Source organism: Stackebrandtia nassauensis DSM 44728 (assembly GCF_000024545.1).
In the GTDB taxonomy this organism is placed as follows: Bacteria; Actinomycetota; Actinomycetes; order Mycobacteriales; family Micromonosporaceae; genus Stackebrandtia; species Stackebrandtia nassauensis.
Genome location: NC_013947.1, coordinates 4676633 through 4702808 on the forward strand (window position 1 = coordinate 4676633; position 26176 = coordinate 4702808).

A 26176-nucleotide genomic window follows, 5' to 3' on the forward strand; every position below is an offset into this window, starting at 1 on the left:
ACGATGTGCTGGTCGCTACTTGACGGACGGGTCGACGAATGGCGGCTTCACGACTTTGACCGGAAGTCGCCGCCCCCGCACGTCCACCTCGAGCTCGGCGCCCTCGGCGAGTTCGGCGGCGGTGTCCAGCAGCGCCAGCGCGATGCCGACCTTCTTCGTCGGCGAGAAGGTCCCACTGGTGGTCACGCCCACGACGGTCTCTCCGGACAGGACGTTCATGTCGGCGCGCGGGATGCCGCGGCCGGTGGCCTCCAGGCCCCACAGCCGCCGCGCCGGTCCGGCGGCCTTCTCCGCCGCCAGCGGCTCCTTGCCCCAGAAGGCGTCCTTCTTCCAGCCGACGGCCCAGCCCGCGCGGGCCTGGACCGGGGTGATGTCGAGCGACAGTTCGTGGCCGTGCAGCGGGTAGCCCATCTCGGTGCGCAGCGTGTCGCGGGCGCCCAGTCCGGCGGGCCGGATGTCGTAGGCGACTCCGGCGGTGAGGATCTCGTCCCAGGCGGCGACGGCCGCGGCGGCGGGGATGACCAGTTCGTAGCCGTGTTCGCCGGTGTAGCCGGTGCGGCACACGATGACCGTCGCCCCGCCCACGTGGCCCTCGTCGAAGGACATGTAGGAGTGCTCGGTCGGCAGGCCCAGCGCCTTGAGGACCTCGGTCGACTTGGGGCCCTGGACGGCCAGCACCGCGTAGTCGGTGTGCTGGTTGGTCACGGTGACGCCCTCGGGCGCGGCGGCGGCCAGCCGGGCGGCCACCTCGGCGTTGTTGGCGGCGTTGGGGACCAGGAACACCCGGTCGGGGCCGTACAGGTAGGCGATCATGTCGTCGACGACGCCACCTGCGGGGTCACAGCACAATGTGTACTGTGCCTTGCCGGGGCTGATCTTGCCCAGGTCGTTGCTGAGACAGGAGTTGACGAAGTCGGCCGCCCCGGGGCCGGTGATGTCCACTTTGCCCAGGTGTGAGACGTCGAACACACCGACCTGTTCGCGCACCGCGGTGTGCTCAGCGACCACGCCGCCGCCGGAGTACTCCAGCGGCATGTCCCAGCCGCCGAACTCCGCGAACTTGGCGCCCGCGGCCTCATGACGGGCGTGCAACGGCGACCGCAGTGATTCAGACGTCGATGTCATGTGCGAAACCTATCGCGCCCAAAACGGCCGCGTACCATCGGCTGGTCAGCTTGAGCAGTGTGCCTCACCACGCTACAAAGGAGTTTCGCGTGACCCGCCTTATCGCCTCGGCCGTCGATCCGGCCACCTTGGACGTCGACGTGCTGGTCGTCGGAGTCCACTCCGGGGATGACGGACCGTTCCTGGCGCCGGGCGCCGAGACCGTCTCCACCGCCTGGAGCGACCTGACCGAGACCCTGGAACTGTTGGGGGCCAAGGGTTCGGCGGGCAGCGTCTCCAAGCTGCCCTCGGGTGGACGCGTCGCGGCCAAATTGCTGGTGGCCGTCGGCCTGGGTGAACCGGACGAGAACGGCAGCGTCGACGACGAGACGCTGCGCCGCGCCGCCGGTGTCGCCGCACGCGCCGCGGTGGGCCGCGAGTCGCTGGCCTTCGCGCTGCGCGCCGACGCCGAACTCCTGGCCACCGGCGCGATCCTGGGCGCCTACCAGTTCGACGGGTACAAAAGCGACGATCCCGACCGCAAGGAGCCGGTCGCGTCGATCACCGTCGCCGGGCCCGACGCCCAACTGGAGCGGGCCGGGTCGATCGCCGCGGGTGTGACCGCGGCCCGTGACTGGGTCAACACCCCCGCCAACCTGCTGCGTCCGCCGGACCTGGCCGCCGACGTCGAGCGCCGCGCCACCGAGGCCGGGCTGGGCGTCGAGGTGCTGGACGAACACGCCCTGACCGAGGGCGGCTACGGCGGCATCCTCGCGGTGGGCATGGGTTCGGCCGCCAAACCGCGACTGGTGCGGCTGACCTGGCGGCCGGAAGGTGCCAGTAAGCACGTGGCGCTGGTCGGCAAGGGCATCACCTTCGACACCGGCGGCATCTCGATCAAACCCGCCAACGGCATGTGGGACATGAAGGGCGACATGGCCGGTGCGGCCGCCGTCGCCGGGACCATGCTGGCCGTGGCGGCCCTGAAACCGGCCGTCAACGTGACCGCCTACCTGGCGCTGGCCGAGAACATGCCCTCCGGCGACGCCTACCGTCCCGGCGACGTCGTCACCATCTACGGCGGCAAGACCGTCGAGGTCCTCAATACCGACGCCGAGGGCCGGATGGTGCTGGCCGACGCCCTGGTGCGGGCCGCCGAAGACGAGCCGGACGTCCTGTACGACACCGCGACCCTGACCGGCGGTCAGGTCATCGCGCTGGGCAAGCGCACCGCCGGGATCATGGGCACCGACGAGGAGTGCGAGCGGGTCAGGGCCGCCGGTGAGAAGGTCGGCGAGCCGGGCTGGCCGATGCCGCTGCCCGAGGAGATCAAGAAGACGATGGAGTCGCCCATCGCCGACATCAAGCAGGTGTCGGCCAACATGGAGCGTTCCGGTCACATGCTGCAGGGCGGGATCTTCCTGGCGAAGTTCGTGCCCGAGGACCTGCCCTGGGCCCACATCGACATCGCCGGGCCGGGCGACCACTCCGGCGACGCCTACGGGTACACCGTCTCGGGCGGCACCGGCCGTCCGGTGCGGACGCTGGTGGAGTTGGTCGAGGAGCACGCCCGCCGGGACTAAGTCCTTGCTGGCGGGGAACAGTCGCAGTGTCAGCGGACGTGAGTGGGTGCGAAGCTCCCACTCCGTCCGCTTGATCATGTCGTCGACCTCGCGGCCGGGCAGGACGGCGGCCCAGGTGCCGGGGAAGTCGCGATGTTTTAGGTTGAGCGGGTACGCCACCACCTTCGCGCGGGCCAGGCCGAGCAGTCGCAGCGTCATGATGACCGGGGTCCAGCACAGCGCGATGATCCACGCGCACACGTACACCACCGGCACGTAGAACACGATCCAGAAGATCGCGCAGAAGATCACCGCCGCCGGTTCGTCGACGGCCTCCAGGAATCCGCCCAGCGACAGCCGCCGGGGCCGAAAGGCGATCCGGCGGCGGCCCAGCCGCCACCGTCGCGCGTCACCACCGATCACGATCACGTCGGGTACTCCTGTCAGCTGCCGAAACGTCTGCGGGTGTTGCGAGAATCCCCCGGTTCGGACAGTGATGCATCGTGATTGCGTGCCATACCGCGACGAACGGCAGCTTGCGGCCGCTTACCGTGGGGGCCATGTCCGAGATGGAACTGATGGCGTTGACCACCGCCGACGGGGTGCGGCTGGACGCGATGCACCTTCCCGGCGACCGGGAGCTGGCCATCGTGGTCGCGCACGGCTTCTCCGGCAGCTGGCGGCACGAACGCACCCGGCTGGTGTCGCGGCGGCTGCGGCGCTTCGGCGGGGTCGTGGGCTTCGACTTCCGGGGCCACGGCCGGTCCCGGGGCGTGTCGACCGTCGGCGATCTGGAGGTGTTCGACATCGCCGCGGCGGTGGCCTTCGCGCGTTCGCGCGGCTACCGGAAGGTCGCGGTGGTCGGGTTCTCCATGGGCGCGTCGGTGGCGGTGCGGCACGCGGGTCTGCACGGCGGGGTGGACGCGGTGGTGTCGGTCAGTGCCGCCGCGCACTGGTACTACCGGGGCACCCGGTCGATGCGGATGCTGCACCGCGCGATCGAGACGCCCTCGGGTCGCACGGTCAGCCGGTTCGCGTTGCGGACGCGGATCTCCTCGGGTGGCTGGGAGACGGTGCCGTTGACGCCCGAGGAGGCCGCGCCCAAGATCGCCCCGGTGCCGCTGTTGGTGGTGCACGGCGACGCCGACCGGTTCTTCCCGCTGCGGCACGCCTACGCGTTGTTCGACGCGGCCGCCGAGCCGAAGCAACTGTGGATCGAACACGGCATGGGCCACGCGACCTCGGGCACCGGGCCCCAACTGGTCAACCGCGTGGGTGACTGGCTGTCGAACAGTACGCGAACCCCGGCTGTCCGACCACGGGCATAAACTGCCCGGCGTGTCGAGTCAAGGGACGTCCGGCTACGTCCAACCGTCTTTTGAGGATCTGGGCACCCCGCTGTCCGAAGTGACCTTCATGGTCGTCGATCTGGAGACGACCGGCGTGGCCTCCGACGCGTGCTCGATCACCGAGATCGGCGCGGTGAAGGTGCGCGGCGGCGAGGTGCTGGGCGAGTACGCCACCCTCGTCAACCCCGGCGAGGCCATCGACGCGCGCATCAGCGCCCTGACCGGCATCACCGACGCGATGGTCGCCGACGCCCCGGCCATCGAGGAAGTACTACCATCCTTTTTGGAGTTCGCGCGGGGCGCGGTGTGGGTGGCGCACAACGCGCCCTTCGACGTGGGTTTCCTGCGCAGCGCCTGCGCACAGGCCGAGCTGCCGTGGCCGAGGCCGCAGGTGGTGGACACCGTGGTCTTGGCGCGGCGGCTGGTGGACCGCAGCGAGGTCCCCAACAAGCGGCTGTCCACTCTGGCGCGGTACTTCGGTGCCCGGGTCAAGCCCAGCCACCGGGCCCTGGACGACGCTCGCGCCACTGTGGACGTCCTGCACGCGCTGCTGGAGCGGCTGGGCACCCACTACGTGCTCACCGACGAGGACCTCGCCGATTTCCAGCGCGTCATCCCGGCCGCCGAGCGCCGCAAGAAGCGGCATCTGGCCGAGGGGCTGCCGCACGCGCCGGGCGTGTACGTGTTCCGCGACGCCGAGGACCGTCCACTGTATGTGGGCACCTCGGTCGACCTGGCCGCCCGGGTGCGCGGTTACTTCTCCGCCGGGGAGACCCGCGGCAAGATGCGCGACATGTTGCGGCTGGCCGAGCGGGTCGAGGCCATCGAGTGCGCGCACCGGCTGGAGGCCGGGGTGCGGGAGGTGCGGCTCATCGGCGCCACCAAGCCACCGTTCAACCGGCGCTCCAAGTATCCGGAGCGGGTGCTGTGGCTGCGGTTGACGGCCGAGGCCTATCCCCGGCTGTCGGTGGCCCGCACGCCGCCCGAGGCGGGCTCGGCCTGGCTGGGGCCGTTCACCTCGCAGCGTTCGGCCGAGTACGCCCGCGACGCGGTGCACGACGCGCTGCCGCTGCGGCAGTGCCGCACCCGGTTGTCGCCGCGCAAGGTCTCCTCGGCGTGCGCGCTGGCCGAGATGGGCTGCCCGGCCCCGTGTCAGTTGTCGATCGGCGTGGACGAGTACGGCAAGATCGCCGCGGGTTTCGCCGAGGCCGTCGCCGCCGACCCGGCCGCGATCGTGGATCCGCTGCTGGCGCGGATCGCGCAGTTGTCGGACGCGCACCGCTTCGAGGAGGCCGCCGAGGCGCGGTCGCGGCTGGCGGCGTTCCTGCGCGGCGTCAAGCGCACCCAGCGGGTGAGCGCGCTGGTGCGGATCGCGGAGCTGGTGGCGGCCAAACCCGCCGCCGGTGGTGGCTGGGAACTGGCGGTGGTGCGCCACGGGGTGTTGGCCGCGGCGGGTACCAGTCCGCCCCGCACCGATCCCATGCCCCTTGTGGACTCACTGCGCGCCGAATCCTCTACTGTGGTCCCCGACGCGGCCGTACTGGCCGCCTCCAGGCTCGGCGAGACCGAACTGATAGCCGATTGGCTGGAATCCGACGGGGTCCGATTGGTACACAGCGAATCCGGCTGGTGGCTGCCCGCGTCCGGGGCCGGGAAGTATCAGTCACTCCTGCGTCGGCTCAGTGCCGCTGACGCCGCACGGCGAGTAGAGTTTCAAATACCATAGTTAACATTCAGTCGGATAGGCGACACTTGGCTAGCCTTGAGGGTGACCTTCACCTGAAAGTAGAACGAAGCCGCCAAGAGAAAAGAAATATTGAGTGTCCCGCTCCATTGGTTTATCGCCAACAATAGGATCGGGACTCACTCTCGTTTCAGCGCCGGCTCAGAAGTCCCGAGCCCCACGAATGTCGGAGGTGTCAATTGTTGCGGTCCATCTTGAACCGTTCGACCCCCGACGATGACCCCTGGGGATTGCGCGCCCGGGTCGACGAACTGGAGACGACCCACAAGGGCAAACATCCGGCGCCGGTGGTTCCGTTGCTGCGTAAGGCCTACCGTATCGCCGAACAGATGCACCGGGGCCAGAACCGCAAGAGCGGCGAGCCCTACATCACCCACCCGATCGCGGTGGCCCAGATCCTGGCCGACCTCGGACTCGACACCACCACCATCGCCGCGGCACTGCTGCACGACACCGTCGAGGACACCAGCTATACCCTGCAACGGCTGCGCGACGACTTCGGCGGCGAGGTGGCGCTGCTGGTCGACGGGGTCACGAAACTGGACAAGGTGTACTTCGGTGAGGCCGCCGAGGCCGAGACCTTCCGCAAACTGATCGTGGCGGCGGGCCGCGACGTGCGGGTCATGGTCATCAAGCTCGCCGACCGGCTGCACAACATGCGCACGATCGGCGCCAAGTCCCCCGCGTCCCAGAAACGCATCGCCGAGGCCACCCGGGACGTGCTGATCCCGCTGGCCGACCGGCTGGGCCTGTACGTCATCAAACGGGAACTCGAGGACATCGTCCTGTCGACCGTCGACACCGACGTCCACAAGGAGATCGACGACTACCTCAACGGCAACACCGACCGGGCCCGGCAGGTCGGGCGCGCGGTCGTCCAGTTGCGGGAGTCGTTCAAGGCCGCCAAGATCGACGCCGAGATCATCGACCGTCCCCGGCACCACTACTCGGTGTACCGCGAGATGGCCATCAACCCGCGGCGCGGACCCCAGGACCCGCCCCGGGTCGTGCTGGTCATCGACGGCCCCGTCACCGACTGCTACGCCGCGCTGGGCGAGGTGCACCGGCTGTGGCGGCCGCTGCCGGGCCGGTTCAAGGACTTCATCGCCACCCCGAAGTTCAACCTGTACCAGTCGCTGCACACCTCGGTGATCGGTCCCGAGGACGAGCCGATGGACGTGCTGATCCGCTCGATGGCGATGCACCAGACCGCCGAGCTGGGCATCGCGGCCCACCTGGCCCGGGAATCGTCCCGCAAGAACAAGTCCGCCGAACTGACCTGGCTGCACCGGCTGCTGGACTGGCAGTCCGACGCCATCGACCCGTCCCGGTTCCTGGAGTCGCTGCGCTGCGACCTGGCCGACGAGCAGATCCTGGTGTTCACCACCAACGGCGGCCAGCACATCCTGCCCATCGGCGCCACCCCCGTCGACCTGGCCTACTGCATCAGCGCCTCCGACGGCGACCGCCTCATCGGGGCCTACATCAACGGGCACCTGGCGCCGCTGGCCGACCAGTTGTCCGAAGGCGACCTGGTCGAACCGATCACCGCCGACGCCGCCAGCGGCTACCCCGGACCGTCCAAGGAATGGCTGCTGAGCGCCAAGACCCCGCAGGCCCAACTGCTGATCTCGCAGTGGTTCGCCGGTTACCGTGGCCCGCACGCCACCGAGTCGGCGCGCACCGTCGGCGGCCAGCGCACCCTCACCGACCGCATCGAGGCGGGCCATCTGGCGGTCAACGCGGCGCTGCGCCGCCGCGACCGCGGCCTGGCCTCCACCGAACCGCTGCTGCGACTCGCCCTCGACCTGGGCTACCCGGACCTGGACGCCCTGTACCTCGCGGTCTACGACAAGAAGCTCGACGCGGGCGAGCTGGCCGACAAACTCATCGCCTCGGTCGACCGGGAACCCGAACCCGAAACCCTGCCCTCGCACTGAGTCAGCCCCACCCGCACCACTTCCCCACGCCTGGCGACGCCGGTATGGTGTCGGGCGGAAACCCCCAACCCGACAGCGAACGAGGCCCCAGGTGCGACCGGAAAAACCCCCGCGGACAGGACTGCACCGCTGGGGCGGCGAGAAACCCGCGCTCATGGTGCTGGGCGGAGTCGTGGGCCTCGCGCTGGTGCTGGGCCTCATCGTGCTGGTCGTCAGCGGCGACCCCGAACCCACACCCGACACCGCCTCGGACACCGGCTCGACCTCCACCACGGCGTCCGCTAGCCCCTCCCCCTCGGCCAAGTCGCCGGGCGCGGCCTCCTCCAAATCCGAGTCCAAAAAGTACACCCCCGGCAAGAACCCCCACGGAGCCAAGGAAGTGTGCGGCGGCGGCTTCAAACCCATCGACAAGCTGACCGTCAAGTCCGGCTCGACCACCCTGGGCACGGTCAACCTGCTGTTCAACGCGGGCAACGGCGCCAACTGCGTCGTCACCCTCAAGGCGGTCGACATCGGCAAGAAGACCCCGATGACGGCCAGCCTGTCGCTCAAGAGCGGCAAGTCGGGCGACGAGTCGGGCAGCTTCGGCTACTACGCGGGACCGGTCAAACGCGAGGCGGCCCGCACCTGCGTCAAGTGGAGCGGCTCGATCGACGGCGTCGCCGTCGACAGCGGCGACTGGTCCCACTGCGGCTGAAGCCAGGACCAAGCCCAGCTCCCCGCGGCCAGGCCGAGGGCCGATGCCGCGTGCAAGCCAAAGCCGAATTGCGGTGCGGTCAAGCCACCGGCGGTTAGCTTGGCGGCGAGGCCGAAGGCCAATGCCGCGCTCACCAGCCGAAGTCGGTTAGCTTGGCGGCCAGGCCGAAGGCCGATGCCGCCGACAGCGGCGGCGGCCGGACCACTCCGCTACTCCCCTACAGGCCCACGGCGAGTCGGGTGGCCTGGTCTATGGCGCGCTTGGCGTCGAGCTCGGCCGCGACGTCGGCTCCGCCGATGAGGTGGGTCGGGATTCCGGACGCGACCAGCTCGTCGTGGAGGTCGCGGCGGGGTTCCTGGCCCGCGCAGATGACCACCGTGTCGACGTCGAGGACGCGGGGCTCGTCACCCACGGTCAGATGCAGGCCCTCGTCGTCCACTTTGTTGTACGTGACCGACGGGATCATCTCGACGCCGCGCCGCTTCAGTGTCAGCCGATGCGCCCAGCCCGAGGTCTTGCCCAGCCCGGCGCCCACGCGGGTCTGCTTGCGCTGCAACAGGTACACCTGGCGCTTCGACGACTGCGGCGCCGGGGCGGCGAGGCCGCCGGGAGCGTCGGCCGCCTCGGTGACGCCCCACTCGGCCAGCCAGTCCGCCCCCAGTTCCGGGTTCGCGTCGGCGTCGGGGGCCTCGACCGGGGCCGGTTCGGTGAGGAACTGGGCCACGTCGAAGCCGATCCCGCCCGCACCCACGATCGCGACCCGGTCGCCGACCGCGCGGCCGTTCGCCAGCACGTCGACATAGGACAGCACCGTGGGAGCGCCGGTCGCGGGCAGCGCGATCTCGCGCGGGTTCACGCCGGTGGCCAGCACCACCTCGTCGAAGCCCGCCTCGATCAGCCGGGCCGCCGTCACCGGCGTCGACAGGTGGACCGTGACCCCCAGCCGCTCCAGCTGCCGCTCGAAGTAGCGGATGGTGTCGGCGAAGTCCTGCTTGCCGGGGATGCGTTTGGCGAGGTTGAACTGGCCGCCGATGACGTCGGCCGCCTCGAACAGCTCCACGCCGTGGCCCCGGTCGGCCAGGGTCGTGGCGGCGGCCAGCCCCGCGGGTCCGGCGCCCACCACCGCGACGCGTTTGCGGGTCGCGATCGGCTTGGGCGTGTACGCGTCCAGGGTCTCGCGGGCCGCGCGCGGATTCACCAGGCAGCTGACCGGCTTGTTGGCGAAGGCGTGGTCCAGACAGGCCTGGTTGCAGGCGATGCAGGTGTTGATCTCCGCAGCGGCGCCCCGCTGCGCCTTGGCCACGAACTGCGGGTCGGCCAGCAGCGGCCGCGCCATCGACACCAGGTCGCACACGCCCTCGGCCAGCAGCCGCTCGGCCAGTTCGGGGGTGTTGATCCGGTTGGACGCCACGATCGGGATGCCGACGTGGGGCCGCAGTCGCTTGGCCGCCCACGCGAACGCGGCGCGCGGCACCGATGTGATGATCGTGGGGATCTTGGCCTCGTGCCAGCCGATCCCGGCGCTGAGGATCGACGCCCCGGCGCCCTCGACGGCCTGGGCCAGTTCGACGATCTCGTCGAAGGTCTGGCCGTCCTCGACCAGCTCCAGCATCGAGGTGCGGTAGATGACCAGGAAGTCGTCGCCGACGGCCTCGCGCACCCGCCCGACGATCTCGACCGGCAGCCGCATCCGGCGCTTGTGGTCGCCGCCCCAGGCGTCGTCGCGGTCGTTGGTGCGCCGGGCCAGGAACTGGTTGATGAAGTAGCCCTCCGAGCCCATGATCTCGACGCCGTCGTATCCGGCGCGGCGCGCCAGTTTCGCGCAGCGGACGAACGCGTCGATCTGCTTCTCCACCCCGGCGGCGCTGAGCCGCTTGGGCTTGAACGGGTTGATGGGGGCCTTGCGGTTGGAGGCCGACACGGTGAAGGGGTGGTAGCCGTAGCGACCCGAGTGCAGGATCTGCAACGCGATCGCCCCGCCCTCGGCGTGCACGGCGTCGGTGACGACCCGGTGGGCGTCGGCGGCGCGGGTGGAGGTGAGGTCGGAGCCGAACGGCGCCAGCCGTCCCACCTTGTTGGGCGCGAAACCGCCGGTGATCATCAGGCCGGTGCCGCCCTTGGCGCGCTCGGCGAAGTAGGCCGCCAGCTTCGGCAGGTCCCTGGCCTTGTCCTCCAGGCCGGTGTGCATCGAGCCCATGACGACCCGGTTGCGCAGCCGGGTGCCACCCAGCTCCAGCGGGGCCAACAGGTGCGGGTAACCGGCTGTCATGGTCGTCCTCCAGCTCGCGATAGTTACTCACGAGTAATATAACCCGTCGCGGGCCGGTGCCGCTCGGCGCGGGGCCTCAGGGGTTGTTGGTGATCTGGTGCTGGGCGTCCTGCCCCATGCCCTGGTTGTTGACCGCGTAGACGCTCATGCACTCCAGATAGTCCGCCTGGACCGTCGCCTTGTAGGTGTTGGAGTCCACGAAGGCCAGGTTGTTGCCCTTGCAGTCGCCGATGACGTAGCTGAGGATGTCGGCGTTGCCGTCGCTGGAGGGCGGGCCCCATTTCGCCTGGTAGGTGCCGTTTCCGGCGAACCAGGCGCCGAACTTCGTCGGCCGGGACGGCACGCTGAGCTCCGGTTCGGCGTTGTCCTCGCCGCCGTCGTCCTCGGGTTCGCCGCCGGGCTCGGCGTCGCTGGACTTTTCCGTCTCGGGTTTGGGGTTCTTGGACGGCGACTTCGACTCCTCGGGCGAGGAACTGGAGGCGTCGCCGGAGCTGTCGGGAGTGTCGCTGCTGGCCTCGGCCTTGTCCTGGGACCCGTCGGCGGTGCCGGGCTGGAACGCGAAGATCGCGACGGTCACGAGCACCAGCAGCCCCAGGACGCTGGCGCCCACCGCGATCAGCGGCGCCTTGCGGGGGCCGGGTTTCTTGCGCGTCACCAGGTCGGGCGGGACGGTCAGTTCCGGCCCGAACGGCGCGGCCGGTGCGCTGACCGGAGCGGTCGGCTGGCCCGGTGGACTCGGCTGTCCCGGTGGAACCAGCGCCGTCGGTTCCGGCTGCGCGGTGACCGGCCATTCCGGGGGCGGGGCCGCCGGTTGCGGCGGGATCACCGGCACTTCCTGGGTGTCGTCCATGGACGCGGACGCCGCCGGGTTCACCGGCGCGGGCGGCACCTCGTGGGCCGGTGGGACGACCGGCACCTCCTGGGTGTCGTCGGGCGCCGGGGTGGACGGGTGCTGCTCAGGCCAAGTCGGGGGCGGCGGGGAATACCGCCGCGCGTAGGGGTTGAACGGATCGATGGGGCGGTCGTCCATGAGCCAGCACCCTACCCCTGTTGCGGCCGAACGGAACCCTAAGACCCTTTTAATTCCAGGATGCGGTCTTTGTCGTCGCCCGAGGAGGTGTCGTTGTCGTCCGACTGCGATGGTGACTGCGAAGGAGACTTGGTCGGAGTCTTGCTCGGCGACTGCGAACTCGGCGACTCCGAATCGCTCGGCGATCCCGACGAGGACGGCTCGCCGGTGTAGTCACCGGTGTTCTCCCACGTATCCTCGCTCGACTCCTCCTCCGACTTGGACTTCTCGGTGCTCTCGGACTTGGAGGTCTTGTCGGCACTGCCCCGGCCGTCGTCACCGTCGCCGCCCCACATGCCCCACACGGCGCCGGTCAGCACCAACAGGCCCAAAAGCGCCACGGCCACGATCGCGGCCAGTTTCTTGCGGTTGCGTCCGGTGTCCGCGCCGGTCGCGGCGGTACCGGGCTTGCCGCGTCCGATCAGGATGGTGGAGTCGTCGTCGCGGGAGGCGCTGGGCAGCGCGCGGGTTCCCGACACCGCCGAGCGGCCCGGGGCGGCCACCCGCACGGTGACATCGTCGTCGTCGAGGTCGGCGGCCGACATCTCCTCGGTGGAGTCGCCCTGCGGCAGCATCGCGGCCAGCTGGCGGCAGTGCTTGGACAGCGCGGCGCCGGACTCCCAGCGCTCCGAGGCGTCCTTGGCCAGGCACTTCATGACCACTTCGGACACGACATTGGGGACGCTGGCCGGAAGCGGCGGCGGCGTCTCGTGCAGCTGGGCCCGGATCACCGCGGCGGGCGCGTCGGCGTTGAAGGGCTTGCGTCCCGACAGGCACTCGTAGGCCACCACGCCCAGCGAGTAGATGTCGGAGGCGCCGGTCAGCTCCTCGTCGTACAGCTGCTCGGGTGACACGTAGGCGACGGTGCCCATCACCTGGCCGGTGCTGGTCAGTCCGGCCTCGCCCTGTGCGCGGGCGATGCCGAAGTCGACGACCTTGACGGTGCCGTCCTCGGTGAGCAGGATGTTGCCGGGCTTGATGTCGCGGTGGATCACCCCGGCGCGGTGCGCGGCGTCGAGGGCGGTGGCGACCTTCGCGGTCAGCGCCATCACGTCGCCGGGCGACATCCGTCCCTTGTCGGCGATGATGGCCGACAGTGGACGTCCGTCGACGAACTCCATGACCAGAAAGGACTTCGAGTTCCCGTCGCCGGAGTCGTCCTCGCCGAAGTCGTAGACGTTGACGACGCCCGGGGCGCGCAACGCCGCCGCCGAACGGGCCTCGGACTCGAACCGTCTGCGAAACGCCCGTGAACCCGACAGCGAGGCGTGCAGCACCTTGACGGCCACGGTGCGGTTGAGACGGGTGTCGGTGGCCCGCCACACCTCACCCATGGCACCGCCGTCGACGAACTCGTCGAGACGGTAGCGTTCTCCCAGCAAATCACCGATGCGCACGTTGGTTTTCTCCGCGTTGTGGATTCAAGTTCTTAACAATGCACGAACTCAGACGCGGCAGGGTTGCGATCGGCGCCTGAGGGGCCCTAAAGAGAGTGCCATGTCACGTTCGCACCGCGACAGCCGGACCGGTATAGGCTTGGGCACCATGCCACGGTACGAATACCGCTGCCGGACCTGCGCGGCGACCTTTGAGGAATCCCGGCCGATGAGCCGGTCGGGTGAACCGGCCACCTGTCCGGCGGGACACGAGGACAGTGTCAAATTGTTGTCCACTGTGGCTCTTTCCGGTGGCGCCGCACCGGCCGCGCCCTCCGGCGGCGGCGGTTGTTGCGGCGGGGGCTGCTGCGGTTAATCCGCGTAATACCCACTTCGCCTGCGGCGCATGCGCAATCTTGCTTAATTCGATGCATTCGAATACGTTATTAGGTAAGAATCTATACCGTTCCCTCGAAGGAGCGTCCCATGCCGCCCAAGCGCCTGGCGCTCGCGGTCCCGGCCCTGATTCTGGGACTCGTCGTCGCCCTGACCGCTTCGCCCGCCCAAGCCCGCCAGCCAGCGCCCGAACCCGACACCCGCGCCGTCGCGATCAAGACGGCGCCCTATATCGACATCACCCGGCCGTCGCCGACTTTGCCCGAGGTCGCCGCCGCCACCGGCCAGAAGTACTTCACCCTCGCGTTCGTCCTGGGCTCGCACGCCGGTTGCGCGCCCGCCTGGGGCGGCACCATCGACCTCGACGAACCCAGCATCATCAACCAGATCAACCAGCTGCGCGGCATGGGCGGCGACGTCATCATCGCCTCCGGCGGCGCGCTGGGCCCGTACCTGGAGCACTCCTGCGGCAGCGCCACGGCGTTGTACGACGCCTACGTCAAGGTGCTCAACGCGACCGGCTCCAACCATCTGGACGTCGACGTCGAGGCGTCGATCCCGCACTCGATGGTCAACCAGGCGCTGAAGCGGCTGGTCGACGAACGCGGCACCACGATCAGCTACACGCTGCGGGTGCAAGGCCAGGACTACGGCCTGGACCCGTATTCGGTGCAGATCCTCCAAGACGCGAAGGCCAAGGGGCTGCGTCCGATCGTCAACCCGATGCTGATGAACTTCGGCTATTCGGGTGACTGGGGTCAGGCCATGATCTCGGCGGCGCAGGCGGTGATCGGGCAGATGAACCAGATCTGGACCGGCGGCGGCAACGCCGTCTACCTGGGCATCACGCCGATGATCGGCCGCAACGACACCGGCATGACCACGACCCAGTCGCACGCCCGGGCGCTGCTGTCGTGGGCGAGGTCGAACAGCATCGCGTTCATCGGCTTCTGGTCGATCGGCCGTGACAACGGCCGCTGCTCCGGCGGCGGGGTGCGGCCCGACTGCAGCGGCATCAGCCAGTCCACCTACGAGTTCACGAACATCTTCAAGGGCTTCGGCTAGGACGGGCCCTAGGGACCGGTGCGCACCAGTTCGGGCACCGGTTCCTTGACGTGTCCGGTGTCGGGGGCGTTGCGGCCCAGGACGATGGTCCCGGCGATCAGCAGCGCCCCGCACAACAGCGCGGGCACGAACAGCGACGGGTTGGTGGGCAGCGGTTCGCCCAGCAGCCCGGCCCCGGCCAGTACCGAGGCCACCGGGTCGGAGACCTGCGCGACGGCGTAGGCGATGCCGAAGTAGCCGATGGCGTAGGCGCGTTGCAGCAGGATCGTGGCCAGGATGAGCATGCTCGGCACCACGAGGCTGAACCAGTGGAACAGCTGCGCGAAGTCCTCGCTGGCTCCGGCGCCGACCAGCCGTACGAAGGTCGACACGGTTCCGGTGGCCACGCCCGCGCCCAGCGCGTAGAACAGCGCCCGGTGCGGTCCGGTGGCGCGGCTGCCGATGAACTGGGTGACGGCGACGAAGGCCAGCACCCCGACGAGGAAGCCGATCGCGGGACCGCTGTCCAGGGTCGGGGTCTTGTTGTCGCTCAACGGGATCATGGCCATCAGACCGGCCAGGCCGATGGAAACGGCCACCGAGCCCAAAAGTTCGGCGCGCCGGGGTTTGCGTCCGTGCAGTTTGGCCGCCAGCGGCACCGCGTAGACCAAAGTGGTCATGCTGATCGGCTGGATGATCGTCAGGGGGGCCATGATCAGCGCGACGGCGTGCAGGCAGGCACCCAGGAACGAGATGGCCCCGCCGATCCACCAGCGCGGCTGCTTCAACAGTGCCCGGTTGGCGCCCAGTTTGACGGCGTCGAGTTGCTGTATCGCGGCCCCGAGGGCGTAGCTGAAGGCACCGACGAAGGCGATGAGGACGCCGAGCCAGGCGGCACTCATGTGCTGCCGCTTTCCCCGCAGGCGAGACTGCGCCGTGAAGACACTGGCTTGATCCTTTCCACACCCGCACGTGCCCGGGCCCTTGAAACCGTCGTCGAACCCCCCTGACAATAACCGCCGTGAGGCCCGCTTCCCTCGTACATGCGGATGATGTGGCACGGATCGAGGGGTCGACTTTAGTCAGGTGCGCGGGCGGCTTTGAACGTTTCTTGATACTGCGTCCATACCGTGGTGGGCGCATGACCCCGTGCGGTCTGTCCCCATCGAACGAAAGGAATCACACAGTCGTGATCCGTAAACTCACCTCCGGCGTCGGCGCGGGCGTAACCGTCGACACCGTCCTGACCGATTCCCATGTCACGCCCGGCGGTGTCCTGCGGGGCGAGGTCCTGTTCAACGGCGGCGAGCGCGACTGTGAGGTCGAGGGCATCGCCCTGGACTTCACCGCGGTGGTCGAGGCCGAGGACGAGGGCGACGAGCAGGTCGAATACGACTTCCACGGTGCCGACGTGTGCGAACCCTTCCTGCTGGAGGCGGGGGTCGAATACGCCGTCGAGTTCGACGTCGAGGTGCCGTGGGAGACGCCGATCAGCACCGTCGGAGGGCTGGTGCTGCCGGGCCTGGAACTGGGGGTGGCCACCGCGCTGCAACTGGAGGGCGGGGTCGACAAGGGCGACCTGGACGACCTGCGTGTGGAGCCGCTGCCCGGGCACGTCGCGGTCATCGAGGCGCTGGAGCGGCTGGGCTTCGAGTTCCAGCGCTCCGACCTGGAGGAGGGCACACTGGACGGTTCGACGCTGCCGTTCTACCAGGAGATCGAGTTTCGTCCCGGCGGCGAGTTCGCCGGTGCCTTCAGCGCCCTGGAGCTGACCTTCGTCACCGGCCGCGACGACACCCGGGTGCTGATCGAGGTCGACAAGCGCGGCGGTTTCCTCACCGAGGGCGGCGACGACTACCAGCAGTTCACCATCGCCACCTTCGAGGCCGGTGACCTGCTCGCGGCGCTGCGCGAGGAACTGCGTCAGTTGAGCGAACGTCGCGGACTGTTCTAAATCGGACACAAAACGGAGGGGACGGCGGGTGGGCGCCGTCCCCTTCCGCGCGTCAGGGACGCCCGCGAGGCGGCACCGCTGGGCAGGCACCATTAGTCTGGGTGCTACCCGTATATCGAAGGAAAGGAATCACCCCGTGGTGTTCCGCATCATCAAAGCCGTCCTCGGCAAGGGGGTCGGCGTCGACACTGTCCTCAATGGCACTGAGGTGACCCCCGGTGGGTCGCTGTCCGGCGAGGTCAAGTTCAACGGCGGCGAAGTGGACGCCAAGGTCGAGGGAATCACGCTGGAGTTCACCGCGGTCGTCGAAGAGGACGCCAAGGGCGAGGAACGCAAGGCCACCTACCACTTCCACCGTGCCCAGGTGTCCGGCGGTTTCGAACTGGCCGCGGGCACGTCCCATGCGGTGGACTTCGATGTGCCGGTGCCGTGGGAGACGCCGTTGAGCGCGTTCGCCGGGCGGCCGTTGCCGGGCATGACCTTGGGTGTCGCCACCGAACTGGCTCTGGACAAGGCTTTCGACAAGGGCGACCTCGACCCGTTGACGGTGGAGCCGTTGCCGGTACACGTCGCGGCGCTCAACGCGATGGACGCGCTGGGCCTGGTGTTCCAGACCGCCGACTTGGAGGCCGGGACGCTGCCGGGTTCCCACATGCCGTTCTACCAGGAGATCGAGTACTGGCCCGGTGGCGAGTTCAAGGGCTCGTTCACCGAGGTGGAACTGACCTTTGTGACCAGTAAGTCCTCGACCGACATCCTGTTGCAGGCCAACGACCAGGGCAGTCCGCTGTCGGCCGGTCACGACAAGTACCAGCGCTTCACGGTCAAGAACGACGACACCTCGGACCTGACCGACGTGATCCGCACCCAGTTGGAGCAGCTGGCGCAGCGGCACGCCTAGTCGGGGCCGGTGTCCAGGTGCAGGATGTCGCCGGGCTGGCATTCCAGCTCCCGGCAGACTGCCGCCAGTGTGGACAACCGGATGGCCTTGGCGCGGCCGTTCTTCAGGATGGACAGGTTGGCCAGGGTGATGCCGACGCGGCGGGCCAGTTCGGTGGCGGTCATGCCGCGCTCGGCCAGCAGCGCGTCGATGGTGACGCGTACCTCGGGCCGTTTCGGCTCGTCCATCAGATGACTCCGTCGAGGTCTTCGCGCATCCGTCGGCCGCGCGCCATGATGTCGGCGACGGTGTAGGCGGCCAGCCCGCCCAGCACCCAGCCCCACGGGAAGTAGTCGAAGGCGCCGGCGGTTCCGGAGGCCAGCACCGAGCCGCTGAGCGCGTAGTTGGCCAGCATGGCGGCCAGTTGCACCGCCACGCCGCCGATCAGGGCCACCGACCCCAGTCGGCGCAGGGTCGTGACGGTCGCGGCGGTGAACGGGTCGGTGCGCCGGGCTCGGCGGATCATGGTGAACAGCATGCCGGTCACGACCATGATGAGACAGTAGCCGGGCAGCCAGGTCAGCAGCGAGAGTCCGTACTCGCCGAGGGTGGGATCGGTGATGACCACGTCGATGCCGCCGTCGGCGGCGACGGCGGCGCGGTCGGACAGTCCCTCGGTCGCGGTGATGACCGGCTGGTCGGCGACCGTGCCGGGGACGCGGACCTGGACCGTGCCCGCGTTGGTGCCGCCGGTCAGGCCGACGACGCCGACGGCCAGGACGCCGAGGGTCACGAGCGCCATGACGACGGTGGCCACCGCCATGCCGGTCTGGAATTCCCGGAGCCAGTCGGTGCGTTTGTTCGCGAGCATGACATACCTATCGATTCTCGATGCATCGAATTTCGATGCATCGTTTCTCGATAAGCTAGCACGGGGTATCCGCACCGTCAATTCCTCTGTCCAAACCGGAGGGCCGAGTTGGCACCATGTGGTCTCGGCTACGCTTTTTGGTTACGTGCTGGGCGGCACGCTTGTGCGGCACCACTACCCTGGCCGCACATCCATAGACGAAAGGAACAACACTCCATGGTGTTTCGCAAGCTCAAGGCGGCGTTCGGTGCCGGAGTCTCAGTCGACACGGTGCTGACCGACTCCCACGTCTACCCCGGGGGGAACCTGCGCGGCGAGGTCCGCTTCACCGGTGGCGGCGTCGACTACAACGTCCAGGGCATCACTCTGGAGTTCAACGCGGTCGTCGAGGTCGAAAGCGGCGACAACGAGTACAAGACCACCTACGACTTCCATCGCGCCGAGGTCTCCGGCCCGTTCAAGCTGCAGGAGGGGGCACAGCACGCGATCCCGTTCCAGATCCCGGTGCCGTGGGAGACCCCGCTGTCGTCCATCGGCGGGCACCACCTGCACGGGATGCGCCTGGGCGTGGCCACCGAGCTCAAGCTCGAGGGCGCGCTCGACAAGGGCGACATCGACCCGCTGGTCGTCGAGCCGCTGCCGATCCACGGCCGGGTCCTGGACGCCGTGGGGCAGCTGGGCTTCGCCTTCCACAAGGCCGACCTGGAGGCGGGCCGGATCGCCGACTCGCGGATGCCGTTCTACCAGGAGATCGAGTACTGGGCGGCGGGCGAGTTCCGCCGCGCCTTCAAGGCCCTGGAACTGACCTTCGTCACCAACGAGCGCGACACCAAGGTGATCCTCGAGGTCGACCGGCCCGGCGGCTTCCTCACCGGCGGTGGCGACGGCTACGCCGTCCTGCGCGTTCCCAACGGCGACACCACGGACCTGACCGGCCCGATCCGTGACCAGCTGATGCAGCTGGCGCGGCGCCGCGGCCTGTTCTAGACCCGAACCTCCCGATGCGCCCGCCGACCCCTCGTCGGCGGGCGCATCGCGTGCGTCACCGTCCGGAATAGTGTGGGGATGCCGCTCGTTGGTTGCTGACACATCAGCAAATTTTCCGTCAAGGAGGGGCCATGCCCGCCGTCACCGTTTCCGACATCCTCGTTCTGCCACGCGTCACCACCGCCGCCGACGCCGCGCAGCGTCCGGTGTCGCGGGTGACCGATTCCATCCGCACCCTCGAGGGCGCGGGTTTCCCGGTCCGGCGGCCGTTCCCGGGGCCCAGCGGCGCCGACACCGACCCGTTCCTGCTGCTGGACCACATGCTGGCCGCCTACGAACCGCAGGAGGCCAAGGGCGCGCCCTGGCACCCGCACCGCGGCTTCGAGACGGTGACGTACCTGATGGACGGCACCTTCGTCCACCACGACTCCAACGGCGGCGGTGGCGTCATCTCCGACGGCGACACCCAGTGGATGACCGCCGGTTCCGGGATCCTGCACGACGAGCTGCCCAGTGAGGAACTGGTCATGAAGGGCGGCTACTTCAACGGCATCCAGCTGTGGGTGAACCTGCCGAAGGCCGCCAAGTGGGCCAAGCCCCGATACCAGGACATCAAGGGCGGCAAGCTGAAGCTGCTGTCCTCGGCGGACGGCGGCGGCCTGGTGCGGCTGATCGCCGGGGACCTGGGCGAACACTCCGGTCCCGGCGTGACCTACACGCCGATCACGCTGGCGCACGTGTCGCTGTCGCCCGGCGCCCGGCTGTCGGTGCCGTGGAGCCCCGAGTTCTCGGCCATGGCCTACGTGCTGTCGGGGGACGGGTTCGCGGGCGCGGAGAACCGGCCGCTGGGTGACGCGAAACTGGCGACCTTCGGTCCCGGCGACGTCGTCACCATCACCGCGGGCAAACAGCAGAACGGCCGCACCGGGCAGTACGAAGTGCTGCTGCTGGGCGGGGCGCCGCTGCGTGAGCCGGTGGCCCGGTACGGGCCGTTCGTCATGAACACCCGCTCGGAGATCATCCAGGCCGTCGAGGACTTCCAGGCGGGCCGGATGGGATCGGTCCCGGCCACCCACCTGGGCGGCGAGGCGTAGTCCGCGTCCGGGCCGGTGCCGCCCTTAAGGGGTGGCGCTGGCCCGGGTGGGGTCGAAGGCCATCCGCACCGCGAAGGCCGCCAGCACCGTGCCCATGACCGCGCGCTGGGCGCGCATCCAGGTCGGGCGGCGCTTGAGGAAACCGGCCAGGCCGGAGGCGCAGACCACGATCAGACCGTTGACGGTCAACGCGATGGCCACCTGCGTCAGGCCCAGGGCCAGCGACTGTCCGACCAGGTTCCCCGCGTGCGGGTCGACGAACTGCGGCAGCAGCGAGACGTAGAAGATCGCGATCTTTGGGTTGAGCAGGTTGGTCACCATGCCCATGGTGAACAGTCGCGTGTACGACTGCGCCGGTGACGGTTCCGGGCTGAACGGCGAGGCCCCGCCGGGACGGAACGCCTGCCAGGCCAGGTACAGCAGATACGCGGCACCGGCGATCTTGAGGACGAAGAAGGCGGCGGGCACCAGCGCGAAAACGGCGGTCAGACCGGCGATGGTGGCCAGCAGGTAGATCACGAAACCGGCGGCCATGCCCGTCAGCGAGACCAGTCCGGCGCGACGGTTCTGGTTGAGGGTGCGCGACACCAGATAGAACATGTTCGGACCCGGGGTGAGCACCATGCCGAGAGCGATGGCGGCGACACCGGCGATCGCACCGAGACTGACCACTGTGAACTCCTTTGGGGCCGGGGGGCGTGGCAACTCTAGGCACGGCTTGCCGTGCGGGGCCAGGAATTGCGGGCTGGCGGTGACCAAACTCTCCGTCGGCGGCTCGTCCAACGCCCCGAGCGGCGAAAATTGTCGGACGTCAATGGTTTGATCGCTATGTGTACATGGCGGTTACGGCAGACGGGAGCGGCGGCTGGCTGCTGCCCCTCGACGACGACGGCGCGCCCGCGCAAGCGCCGCGCCAGGTCGCCGACCTGGCCGCGTCCGTCGCCGAGATCGAGGCCGCCCAGGCCCCGCGCTGGGTGCTGGCCGACACCGCCGAGCTGTACCCGCCGCTGCTGCGTGCCGGGGTGCGGCTGGGGCAGTGCCACGACGTGTCGCTGATCGAGGCGATCCTGATCAGCCGCCAGGGACAGGCGGGCCACCCGCACCACCTGGCCGCCGCCCACGCCCGGATCCACCAGCTGCCGATCCCCGAGCGAGTGACGGCGGTGGCGCCCCGGCAGGCCACCCTGTTCGACGACGACAGCGCCCGGCCCGACGCCCGCGCCGAGCTCGACGTGCTGGCCGAGGTGTTCGCCGACCAGCGCGCCCGCATGACCGCCGACGAGTCCTCGGTGCGGCTGCTGGTGGCCGCCGAGTCGGCCGGTGCGCTGATCGCCGCCGAGATGACCCACGTCGGGCTGCCGTGGCGCGTCGACATCCACGACGCGGTGCTGGCCGACCTGGTCGGGCCCCGGCCCGTCAAAGGCATGCGCCCCAAGAAACTCCAGGCCATCGCCGACCAGATCGCCGCCGCCTTCGACCACCCCTTCAACCCGGACTCGCCGCAGCAGGTCCTGGCCGCGTTCCGCAAGGCCGGGCACCCCATCGAGACCACCCGGGCCTGGGAACTCAAGACCATCGACCATCCCGCGGTGCCGCCGCTGCTGCGCTACAAGGAACTGTCGCGCGTCCACTCCGCGCACGGCTGGAACTGGCTGTCGGAATGGGTCGGCGACGGCCCCGGCGGCCCCGACTCCCCCGCCAAACGATTCCGGCCCCGCTACGTCGTCGGCGGCGTCGTGACCGGACGCTGGGCCACCGACGGCGGCGCCGCGTTGCAGATCCCCAAGGTGATCCGGGCCGCCGCCACCGCCGACGCCGGTCACAAACTCGTCGTCGCCGACGCCGCCCAACTGGAACCGAGGATGCTGGCGGCCATGTCCCAGGACCCGGGCATGATCGCCGCCGCCGAGGCCGACGACATGTACGCCGCCCTGGCCCCCACGTTCGACGGCAGCCGCGACGACGCCAAGATCGCGCTGCTGTCGGCGATGTACGGCGGCACCGCGGGCAACGCCACCGCGCTGCTGACCGTGATGCGGCGCCGGTTCCCCACCGCCTACGCCTACGTCGAGCAGGCCGCCCGCGACGGCGAGAAGGGCGGGCTGGTGCGCACCTGGCTGGGCCGCACCAGTCCGGCGCCCGGCGACGGCTGGTGGAACGCGCTCACCGGCCCCGGCGGCACCCGCTCGGCCCGGGACCGGGGCCGCTTCACCCGCAACTTCGTCGTGCAGGGCACCGCCGCCGAATGGGCACTGTCCATGATGGCGTTGCTGCGCAGTCGACTGTGGGAGCGGGAGCTGGGAGATCTGGTGTTCTTCCAGCACGACGAGATCATCGTCCACTGCGAACAGTCACGGGCCGAGACCGTCGCCGGGCTGATCCAGGAATGCGCCGACCAGGCCACCCGGCTGCTGTTCGGCCGCCTCAGCATGCGGGTGCCGTTGAGCGCCGCGATCGTCGACTCCTACGACAAGGCCAAGTAACCAGTCCAGTTTCACCGTCACCGGCCGCGACGGCTGCGGGCGCGGGTCGTTCGACAACCGGGCGCAGCGCTCCACGTCATAGCGTTTGCCGTCGTAGCAGAGCTTGTCGCGTTGCCGTCCCTCCGGCAGGAACCCGGCCTTGTGCGCCACCCGCCCCGAACCCGGGTTGTTGGACCGGTATCCCAGTTCCAGCCGGTGTAGCCGCAGCTCGTCGTGCAGCCACGGCAGCAGCCCGCGCAGCGCGTCCGGGGCGATGCCCCGCCCCCGCACCCTCGCGCTGGTCCAGTACGAGATCCAGCCGCAGTCGTGGTGGTTGATGTTGGTGACGGCGATGTTGCCCACCGGGACGTCGTCGGTGCCGCACACCGCGAACCCGTAACCCGACTCCCGGTTGTGCAGCGCCACCGCCCACGCCAGCCACTCCCGCGCCACCGTGAGGGTCCGCACCGGTTGCCGCCACTGCTGGTCCATGTCCGGGGTCACGAAGGCCGCCAGGACGGCTTCCACATCAGACTCGAACCAGGGGCGGAGGACAAGGGACTCACCGGCGTGGAACGGCATCCCGGAATTGTCACACGCACACGAAAAGGTGCGGATGGCCCTCCGAGCCCGGGCCACCCGCACCTGGGTGTGTGGAATCAGGTCGTCAGCCGGCGAATCCCGCCGTGATGCTCGTGAACTCCCACTCCTTCTGGTCGATGCCGCTGCAGTTGGACGTGGTCCCGCCGCCAGGGCAGGGACGGTCCCGGTTCAGAGCCCAGAAGGTGAAGCGCGCCAACGAGTTCTGCTTCGCCCAGTCCCGGATCTTGGTCCAGGTGTCGGGCGAGGTCTCCTCCGACTGGTCCGACATCCCGTTCATGCCCGAGATGCCCATGTGCGCGTACGCTTCGGCGTCGTCCCAGCCGTATGTCTTCTTCAGCTGGTCCCGCAGCCCTTCGGAGGCCGCGATCGTGTCGGTGTAGATGTCGGACGATCCGAAGTCGAACGGCATGATCGTGAAGACGTCGATATTGGCCTGGAGCTCCTTCGACTTCTCGATCAGGTGCACGCCGTGCTCGTTGGGGCCGGTCTTGCCGGTCCCGAAGGTCACGATCGTCTTGATGTCCGGGTTCTTCTCCTTGACGATCTTCAGGGCGGACAGGATCCGCTCCTGCACCTCGTGGTTCTCGAACTCGTCGGTGTTCTCGATGTCGACGTCGATCGCCTTGAGTCCGTAGGCGTCGATGACCTTCTGGTAGGCGCCCGCCAGTTCCTCGGGGCTGCCGCAGCGCGGGCCGAGCTTGTCGCCCTGCCAGCCGCCGATCGACGGCATCACGTCACCGCCGTTGGCGCGCACCTCCTCGATGACCTTCTGGTCGACGCCACCCTCCAACGGCCGCTGCGAATCCCAGGAGGGGTTGCAGGTGCCGTCGGAGAGGATGAACGCCATCGTGAACGCCTTGACGCCGGTGGCGTCCATGACGGTCTTGACGTCGGGCGGGTCGCCCCAGCCCTCGAACAGATACGGGGCCGCGGCCATCTCCGCCGCACTGAGATCGGGGCTCGTCGAGGTGCCGGATCCCGACGAACCTTCGGTCTCGTTGGCGAACGCGTAGCCGGTGCCGCCGCCGACGGCCAGCACGGCGGCCGCGCCGAACGCGACCAGTCTTGTCCTGCGTTTCATGGGCTTGTTCTCTCCTGCCTGGTGATACGAGGCGCGGATGCGGTGCCCCTCAACAATTAAGAGTCTTTATACATCCGCATGCGTCAATGTATCTGTCGGCTTGTGTCGGAGTCAACAGCCGCAAACGCTCACCGGAAGGGTTTTAAACTGTTTTAAGGCAACAAAAAAGTGGAGCGGCCTCCCGAAGGAAGACCACTCCACTCTCGCTCTGGTCGTGATGATGTCTGAATCTTCGAACCTATTTCCGCAGGTCAAACGCCTGCATGAACAGGTTTGTGGACCCCACACCGGTCAGGTGGATAATCCTGGACCCCACCACCCTGCCCCGGCCCCAGCGGCTCCCGCACAACCGTGGGCGCTGCACCGCCGTTTGCGCCCTGAAGACATCGAGGCGATCGTGACGGGTTTTCTTGCGGGGCAACGGCAAGTAGATTTGGCTGCTGCGTTCGGGATAGGACGCACCAGCGTAAAGCGGTTGCTGCGAGAACGTGGTGTGCGGCGCGGCCGCTGATCAATAATGCGGCGTGAGCATTCGAGATTGCTCGCCACCATTCGTACCTTCAAACCACTCCGTGGATGTCGCGAACCTTGCTGGATCACTGAACGCAATCTCCCAGCCCGATTCGCTGGGTCAAGGCGCCGCGTGTCATACCTGTCACAGCCTTGCGATACAACGAAACCAGGTCACACGACCAACTCTGTGAAACGAGGAACTGTGGGAGATCGTGACTACCGTATCGGCAACGATCGCGGACTATTTCTGTTCGGCAAGGGCTACTGCTACTTCCCAAAATGTCAGGTTCGCGCTTTGCGCGAGGTTGGTGACAACCTTGTTACCCAGGTTCAACGCGCCCACATCTACGCTGCCAAAGCGGGTGGCTTGCGTTACGACCCCATGATGACCGTTGAGGAACGCAAGAGCCACCGCAACCTCATCCTGCTGTGCTACCCGCATCATGCCGAAGTCGACCTGAATACGAACCTACACAAGTACCCCGCATCCCTACTCCTGCAATGGAAGAAGGACCGCGAAGGCGACCAGCTTGAAGCACTTCGTGGGCTCGAAGGGCTGAGCCAGGAAAAGTTCGAACGCATGCTCATCGACTCGGTGGCGAGCGCGAAGTCCGAAATCCTTGGGGCAATCAGCGACTTGCCCGAAGAGATCGGGGATCTCTTGCGCAATGAACTCGACAAGGCATTTCGGGGCCCCGAACTCGACAAAGACGCTATCTACTCCCTCAACCACGCAACGACTCTGCTTGCGAGAATGGAGTTTCCTTATCAGACCGATGCTCTGTGGAAGGCCGCCAAATTGTTCTCGCAATTGGTTTCCGACACCGGACTCGGCCGCCTCCCTGACGCGCTCCAGAGTTCGAACTTCCGCCGACTGCCCGGCATTATCGACGAACTCGAACGTCAGGCAGACCTGCCAGACTCCTTGGACAGGTCTTTGTCTAACTTGGATAAGGCTCAACGCACGATCGAGCGACTCGAGAACGTTACCGAGCAACTTGCTGATCAATCGATAACAGACATCGTTGACAGAGGTCGTTTCTGGGACTACCTAAAGATCGGCGCAGTTGTCGGGTTCGTCGCGGGTCTTCTGGTTGCTGGAGCCGTCGCTTACCTCATCTCGCTGGGCGCACAGTAGCTTGCAACACTACGTTGATCGCCTGCTGGGCAGCGCTGTATCC

General features: G+C 68.5%; 21 protein-coding genes and 2 pseudogenes. 13 read left to right on the forward strand and 10 right to left on the reverse strand.

Features of this window, described 5'->3' with window-relative positions:
* Positions 1-15 precede the first annotated feature (15 nt).
* The gene (gene gcvT, locus SNAS_RS21635) at positions 16-1125 is read right to left on the reverse strand and encodes a glycine cleavage system aminomethyltransferase GcvT (RefSeq protein WP_013019605.1); all 1110 of its coding nucleotides are present in this window, start codon (positions 1123-1125) and stop codon (positions 16-18) included.
* Between the two features lie 89 nt (positions 1126-1214).
* Here gcvT and SNAS_RS21640 point away from each other — a divergent pair, with 89 nt between their 5' ends.
* The 5 genes from SNAS_RS21640 (at position 1215) to SNAS_RS33095 (ending at position 8396) form a co-directional block, all read left to right on the forward strand.
* Positions 1215-2687, forward strand: coding sequence for a leucyl aminopeptidase (locus SNAS_RS21640; protein WP_013019606.1), 1473 nt, complete (start codon positions 1215-1217; stop codon positions 2685-2687).
* Positions 2688-3226: 539 nt separating this feature from the next.
* Positions 3227-3994, forward strand: coding sequence for an alpha/beta hydrolase (locus SNAS_RS21650; protein WP_013019607.1), 768 nt, complete (start codon positions 3227-3229; stop codon positions 3992-3994).
* A 10-nt stretch (positions 3995-4004) separates the two neighbouring features.
* On the forward strand, positions 4005-5741 hold the full coding sequence (locus tag SNAS_RS21655; RefSeq protein ID WP_013019608.1) for a DEDD exonuclease domain-containing protein: 1737 nt from the start codon (positions 4005-4007) through the stop codon (positions 5739-5741).
* A gap of 197 nt (positions 5742-5938) precedes the next feature.
* Positions 5939-7699 (forward strand): RelA/SpoT family protein, encoded by a 1761-nt coding sequence (locus SNAS_RS21660; protein WP_013019609.1) that lies wholly within the window; start codon positions 5939-5941, stop codon positions 7697-7699.
* A gap of 91 nt (positions 7700-7790) precedes the next feature.
* On the forward strand, positions 7791-8396 hold the full coding sequence (locus tag SNAS_RS33095; RefSeq protein ID WP_013019610.1) for a hypothetical protein: 606 nt from the start codon (positions 7791-7793) through the stop codon (positions 8394-8396).
* A 217-nt stretch (positions 8397-8613) separates the two neighbouring features.
* On the opposite strand, the gene SNAS_RS21670 is transcribed toward SNAS_RS33095, so the two are convergent.
* The 3 genes from SNAS_RS21670 to SNAS_RS33100 all read right to left on the reverse strand — a co-directional run bounded on the left by SNAS_RS21670 (position 8614) and on the right by SNAS_RS33100 (position 13131).
* Positions 8614-10665: an oxidoreductase gene (locus SNAS_RS21670; RefSeq protein ID WP_013019611.1), complete on the reverse strand. Its 2052-nt coding sequence runs from the start codon at positions 10663-10665 to the stop codon at positions 8614-8616.
* A gap of 76 nt (positions 10666-10741) precedes the next feature.
* Positions 10742-11695, reverse strand: a complete 954-nt coding sequence (locus SNAS_RS21675) for a hypothetical protein (protein ID WP_013019612.1) — start codon at positions 11693-11695, stop codon at positions 10742-10744.
* Between the two features lie 38 nt (positions 11696-11733).
* Positions 11734-13131, reverse strand: coding sequence for a serine/threonine-protein kinase (locus tag SNAS_RS33100; protein ID WP_013019613.1), 1398 nt, complete (start codon positions 13129-13131; stop codon positions 11734-11736).
* 148 nt (positions 13132-13279) lie between these two features.
* Here SNAS_RS33100 and SNAS_RS37740 point away from each other — a divergent pair, with 148 nt between their 5' ends.
* Positions 13280-13486, forward strand: coding sequence for an FmdB family zinc ribbon protein (locus SNAS_RS37740; RefSeq protein WP_083787381.1), 207 nt, complete (start codon positions 13280-13282; stop codon positions 13484-13486).
* A gap of 110 nt (positions 13487-13596) precedes the next feature.
* Positions 13597-14571: a chitinase gene (locus SNAS_RS21685; RefSeq protein WP_013019614.1), complete on the forward strand. Its 975-nt coding sequence runs from the start codon at positions 13597-13599 to the stop codon at positions 14569-14571.
* Between the two features lie 8 nt (positions 14572-14579).
* Here SNAS_RS21685 and SNAS_RS21690 read toward each other — a convergent pair whose 3' ends face one another.
* Positions 14580-15452 (reverse strand): DMT family protein, encoded by an 873-nt coding sequence (locus tag SNAS_RS21690; protein WP_013019615.1) that lies wholly within the window; start codon positions 15450-15452, stop codon positions 14580-14582.
* 287 nt (positions 15453-15739) lie between these two features.
* On the opposite strand from SNAS_RS21690, the gene SNAS_RS21695 reads away from it, so the two are divergent.
* Positions 15740-16504, forward strand: coding sequence for a sporulation protein (locus SNAS_RS21695; RefSeq protein ID WP_041625103.1), 765 nt, complete (start codon positions 15740-15742; stop codon positions 16502-16504).
* A gap of 136 nt (positions 16505-16640) precedes the next feature.
* Positions 16641-17405 carry a sporulation protein gene (locus SNAS_RS21700; RefSeq protein WP_013019617.1) on the forward strand — a complete coding sequence of 255 codons (765 nt, stop codon included), beginning with the start codon at positions 16641-16643 and terminating at the stop codon, positions 17403-17405.
* Here SNAS_RS21700 and SNAS_RS21705 read toward each other — a convergent pair.
* Positions 17402-17632 (reverse strand): helix-turn-helix domain-containing protein, encoded by a 231-nt coding sequence (locus SNAS_RS21705; RefSeq protein WP_013019618.1) that lies wholly within the window; start codon positions 17630-17632, stop codon positions 17402-17404. The genes SNAS_RS21700 and SNAS_RS21705 overlap by 4 nt on opposite strands.
* A complete protein-coding gene (locus SNAS_RS21710; RefSeq protein WP_013019619.1) occupies positions 17632-18255 on the reverse strand; it encodes a DUF2975 domain-containing protein in 624 nt (207 codons plus the stop codon). Before SNAS_RS21710 ends, SNAS_RS21705 begins: the two co-directional genes overlap by 1 nt.
* Before the next feature lie 216 nt (positions 18256-18471).
* Here SNAS_RS21710 and SNAS_RS21715 point away from each other — a divergent pair, with 216 nt between their 5' ends.
* Positions 18472-19242 carry a sporulation protein gene (locus SNAS_RS21715; RefSeq protein ID WP_013019620.1) on the forward strand — a complete coding sequence of 257 codons (771 nt, stop codon included), beginning with the start codon at positions 18472-18474 and terminating at the stop codon, positions 19240-19242.
* Positions 19243-19373: 131 nt separating this feature from the next.
* On the forward strand, positions 19374-20336 hold the full coding sequence (locus tag SNAS_RS21720) for a pirin family protein (RefSeq protein ID WP_013019621.1): 963 nt from the start codon (positions 19374-19376) through the stop codon (positions 20334-20336).
* Between the two features lie 24 nt (positions 20337-20360).
* On the opposite strand, the gene SNAS_RS21725 is transcribed toward SNAS_RS21720, so the two are convergent.
* Positions 20361-21008: a LysE family translocator gene (locus SNAS_RS21725; RefSeq protein ID WP_013019622.1), complete on the reverse strand. Its 648-nt coding sequence runs from the start codon at positions 21006-21008 to the stop codon at positions 20361-20363.
* Positions 21009-21172: 164 nt separating this feature from the next.
* Here SNAS_RS21725 and SNAS_RS21730 point away from each other — a divergent pair, with 164 nt between their 5' ends.
* Complete coding sequence (locus tag SNAS_RS21730) at positions 21173-22819, forward strand: bifunctional 3'-5' exonuclease/DNA polymerase (protein ID WP_013019623.1); 1647 nt, start codon at positions 21173-21175, stop codon at positions 22817-22819.
* 141 nt (positions 22820-22960) lie between these two features.
* On the opposite strand, the pseudogene SNAS_RS36870 reads toward SNAS_RS21730, so the two are convergent.
* Both SNAS_RS36870 and SNAS_RS21740 read right to left on the reverse strand, forming a co-directional pair.
* Positions 22961-23380 (reverse strand): annotated as a pseudogene (locus SNAS_RS36870) (GNAT family N-acetyltransferase); the annotation flags it as partial.
* A gap of 85 nt (positions 23381-23465) precedes the next feature.
* Positions 23466-24452, reverse strand: a pseudogene (locus SNAS_RS21740) (chitinase); the annotation flags it as partial.
* Between the two features lie 745 nt (positions 24453-25197).
* Here SNAS_RS21740 and SNAS_RS33105 point away from each other — a divergent pair.
* Positions 25198-26133, forward strand: coding sequence for a hypothetical protein (locus SNAS_RS33105; protein ID WP_013019626.1), 936 nt, complete (start codon positions 25198-25200; stop codon positions 26131-26133).
* Positions 26134-26176 lie beyond the last annotated feature (43 nt).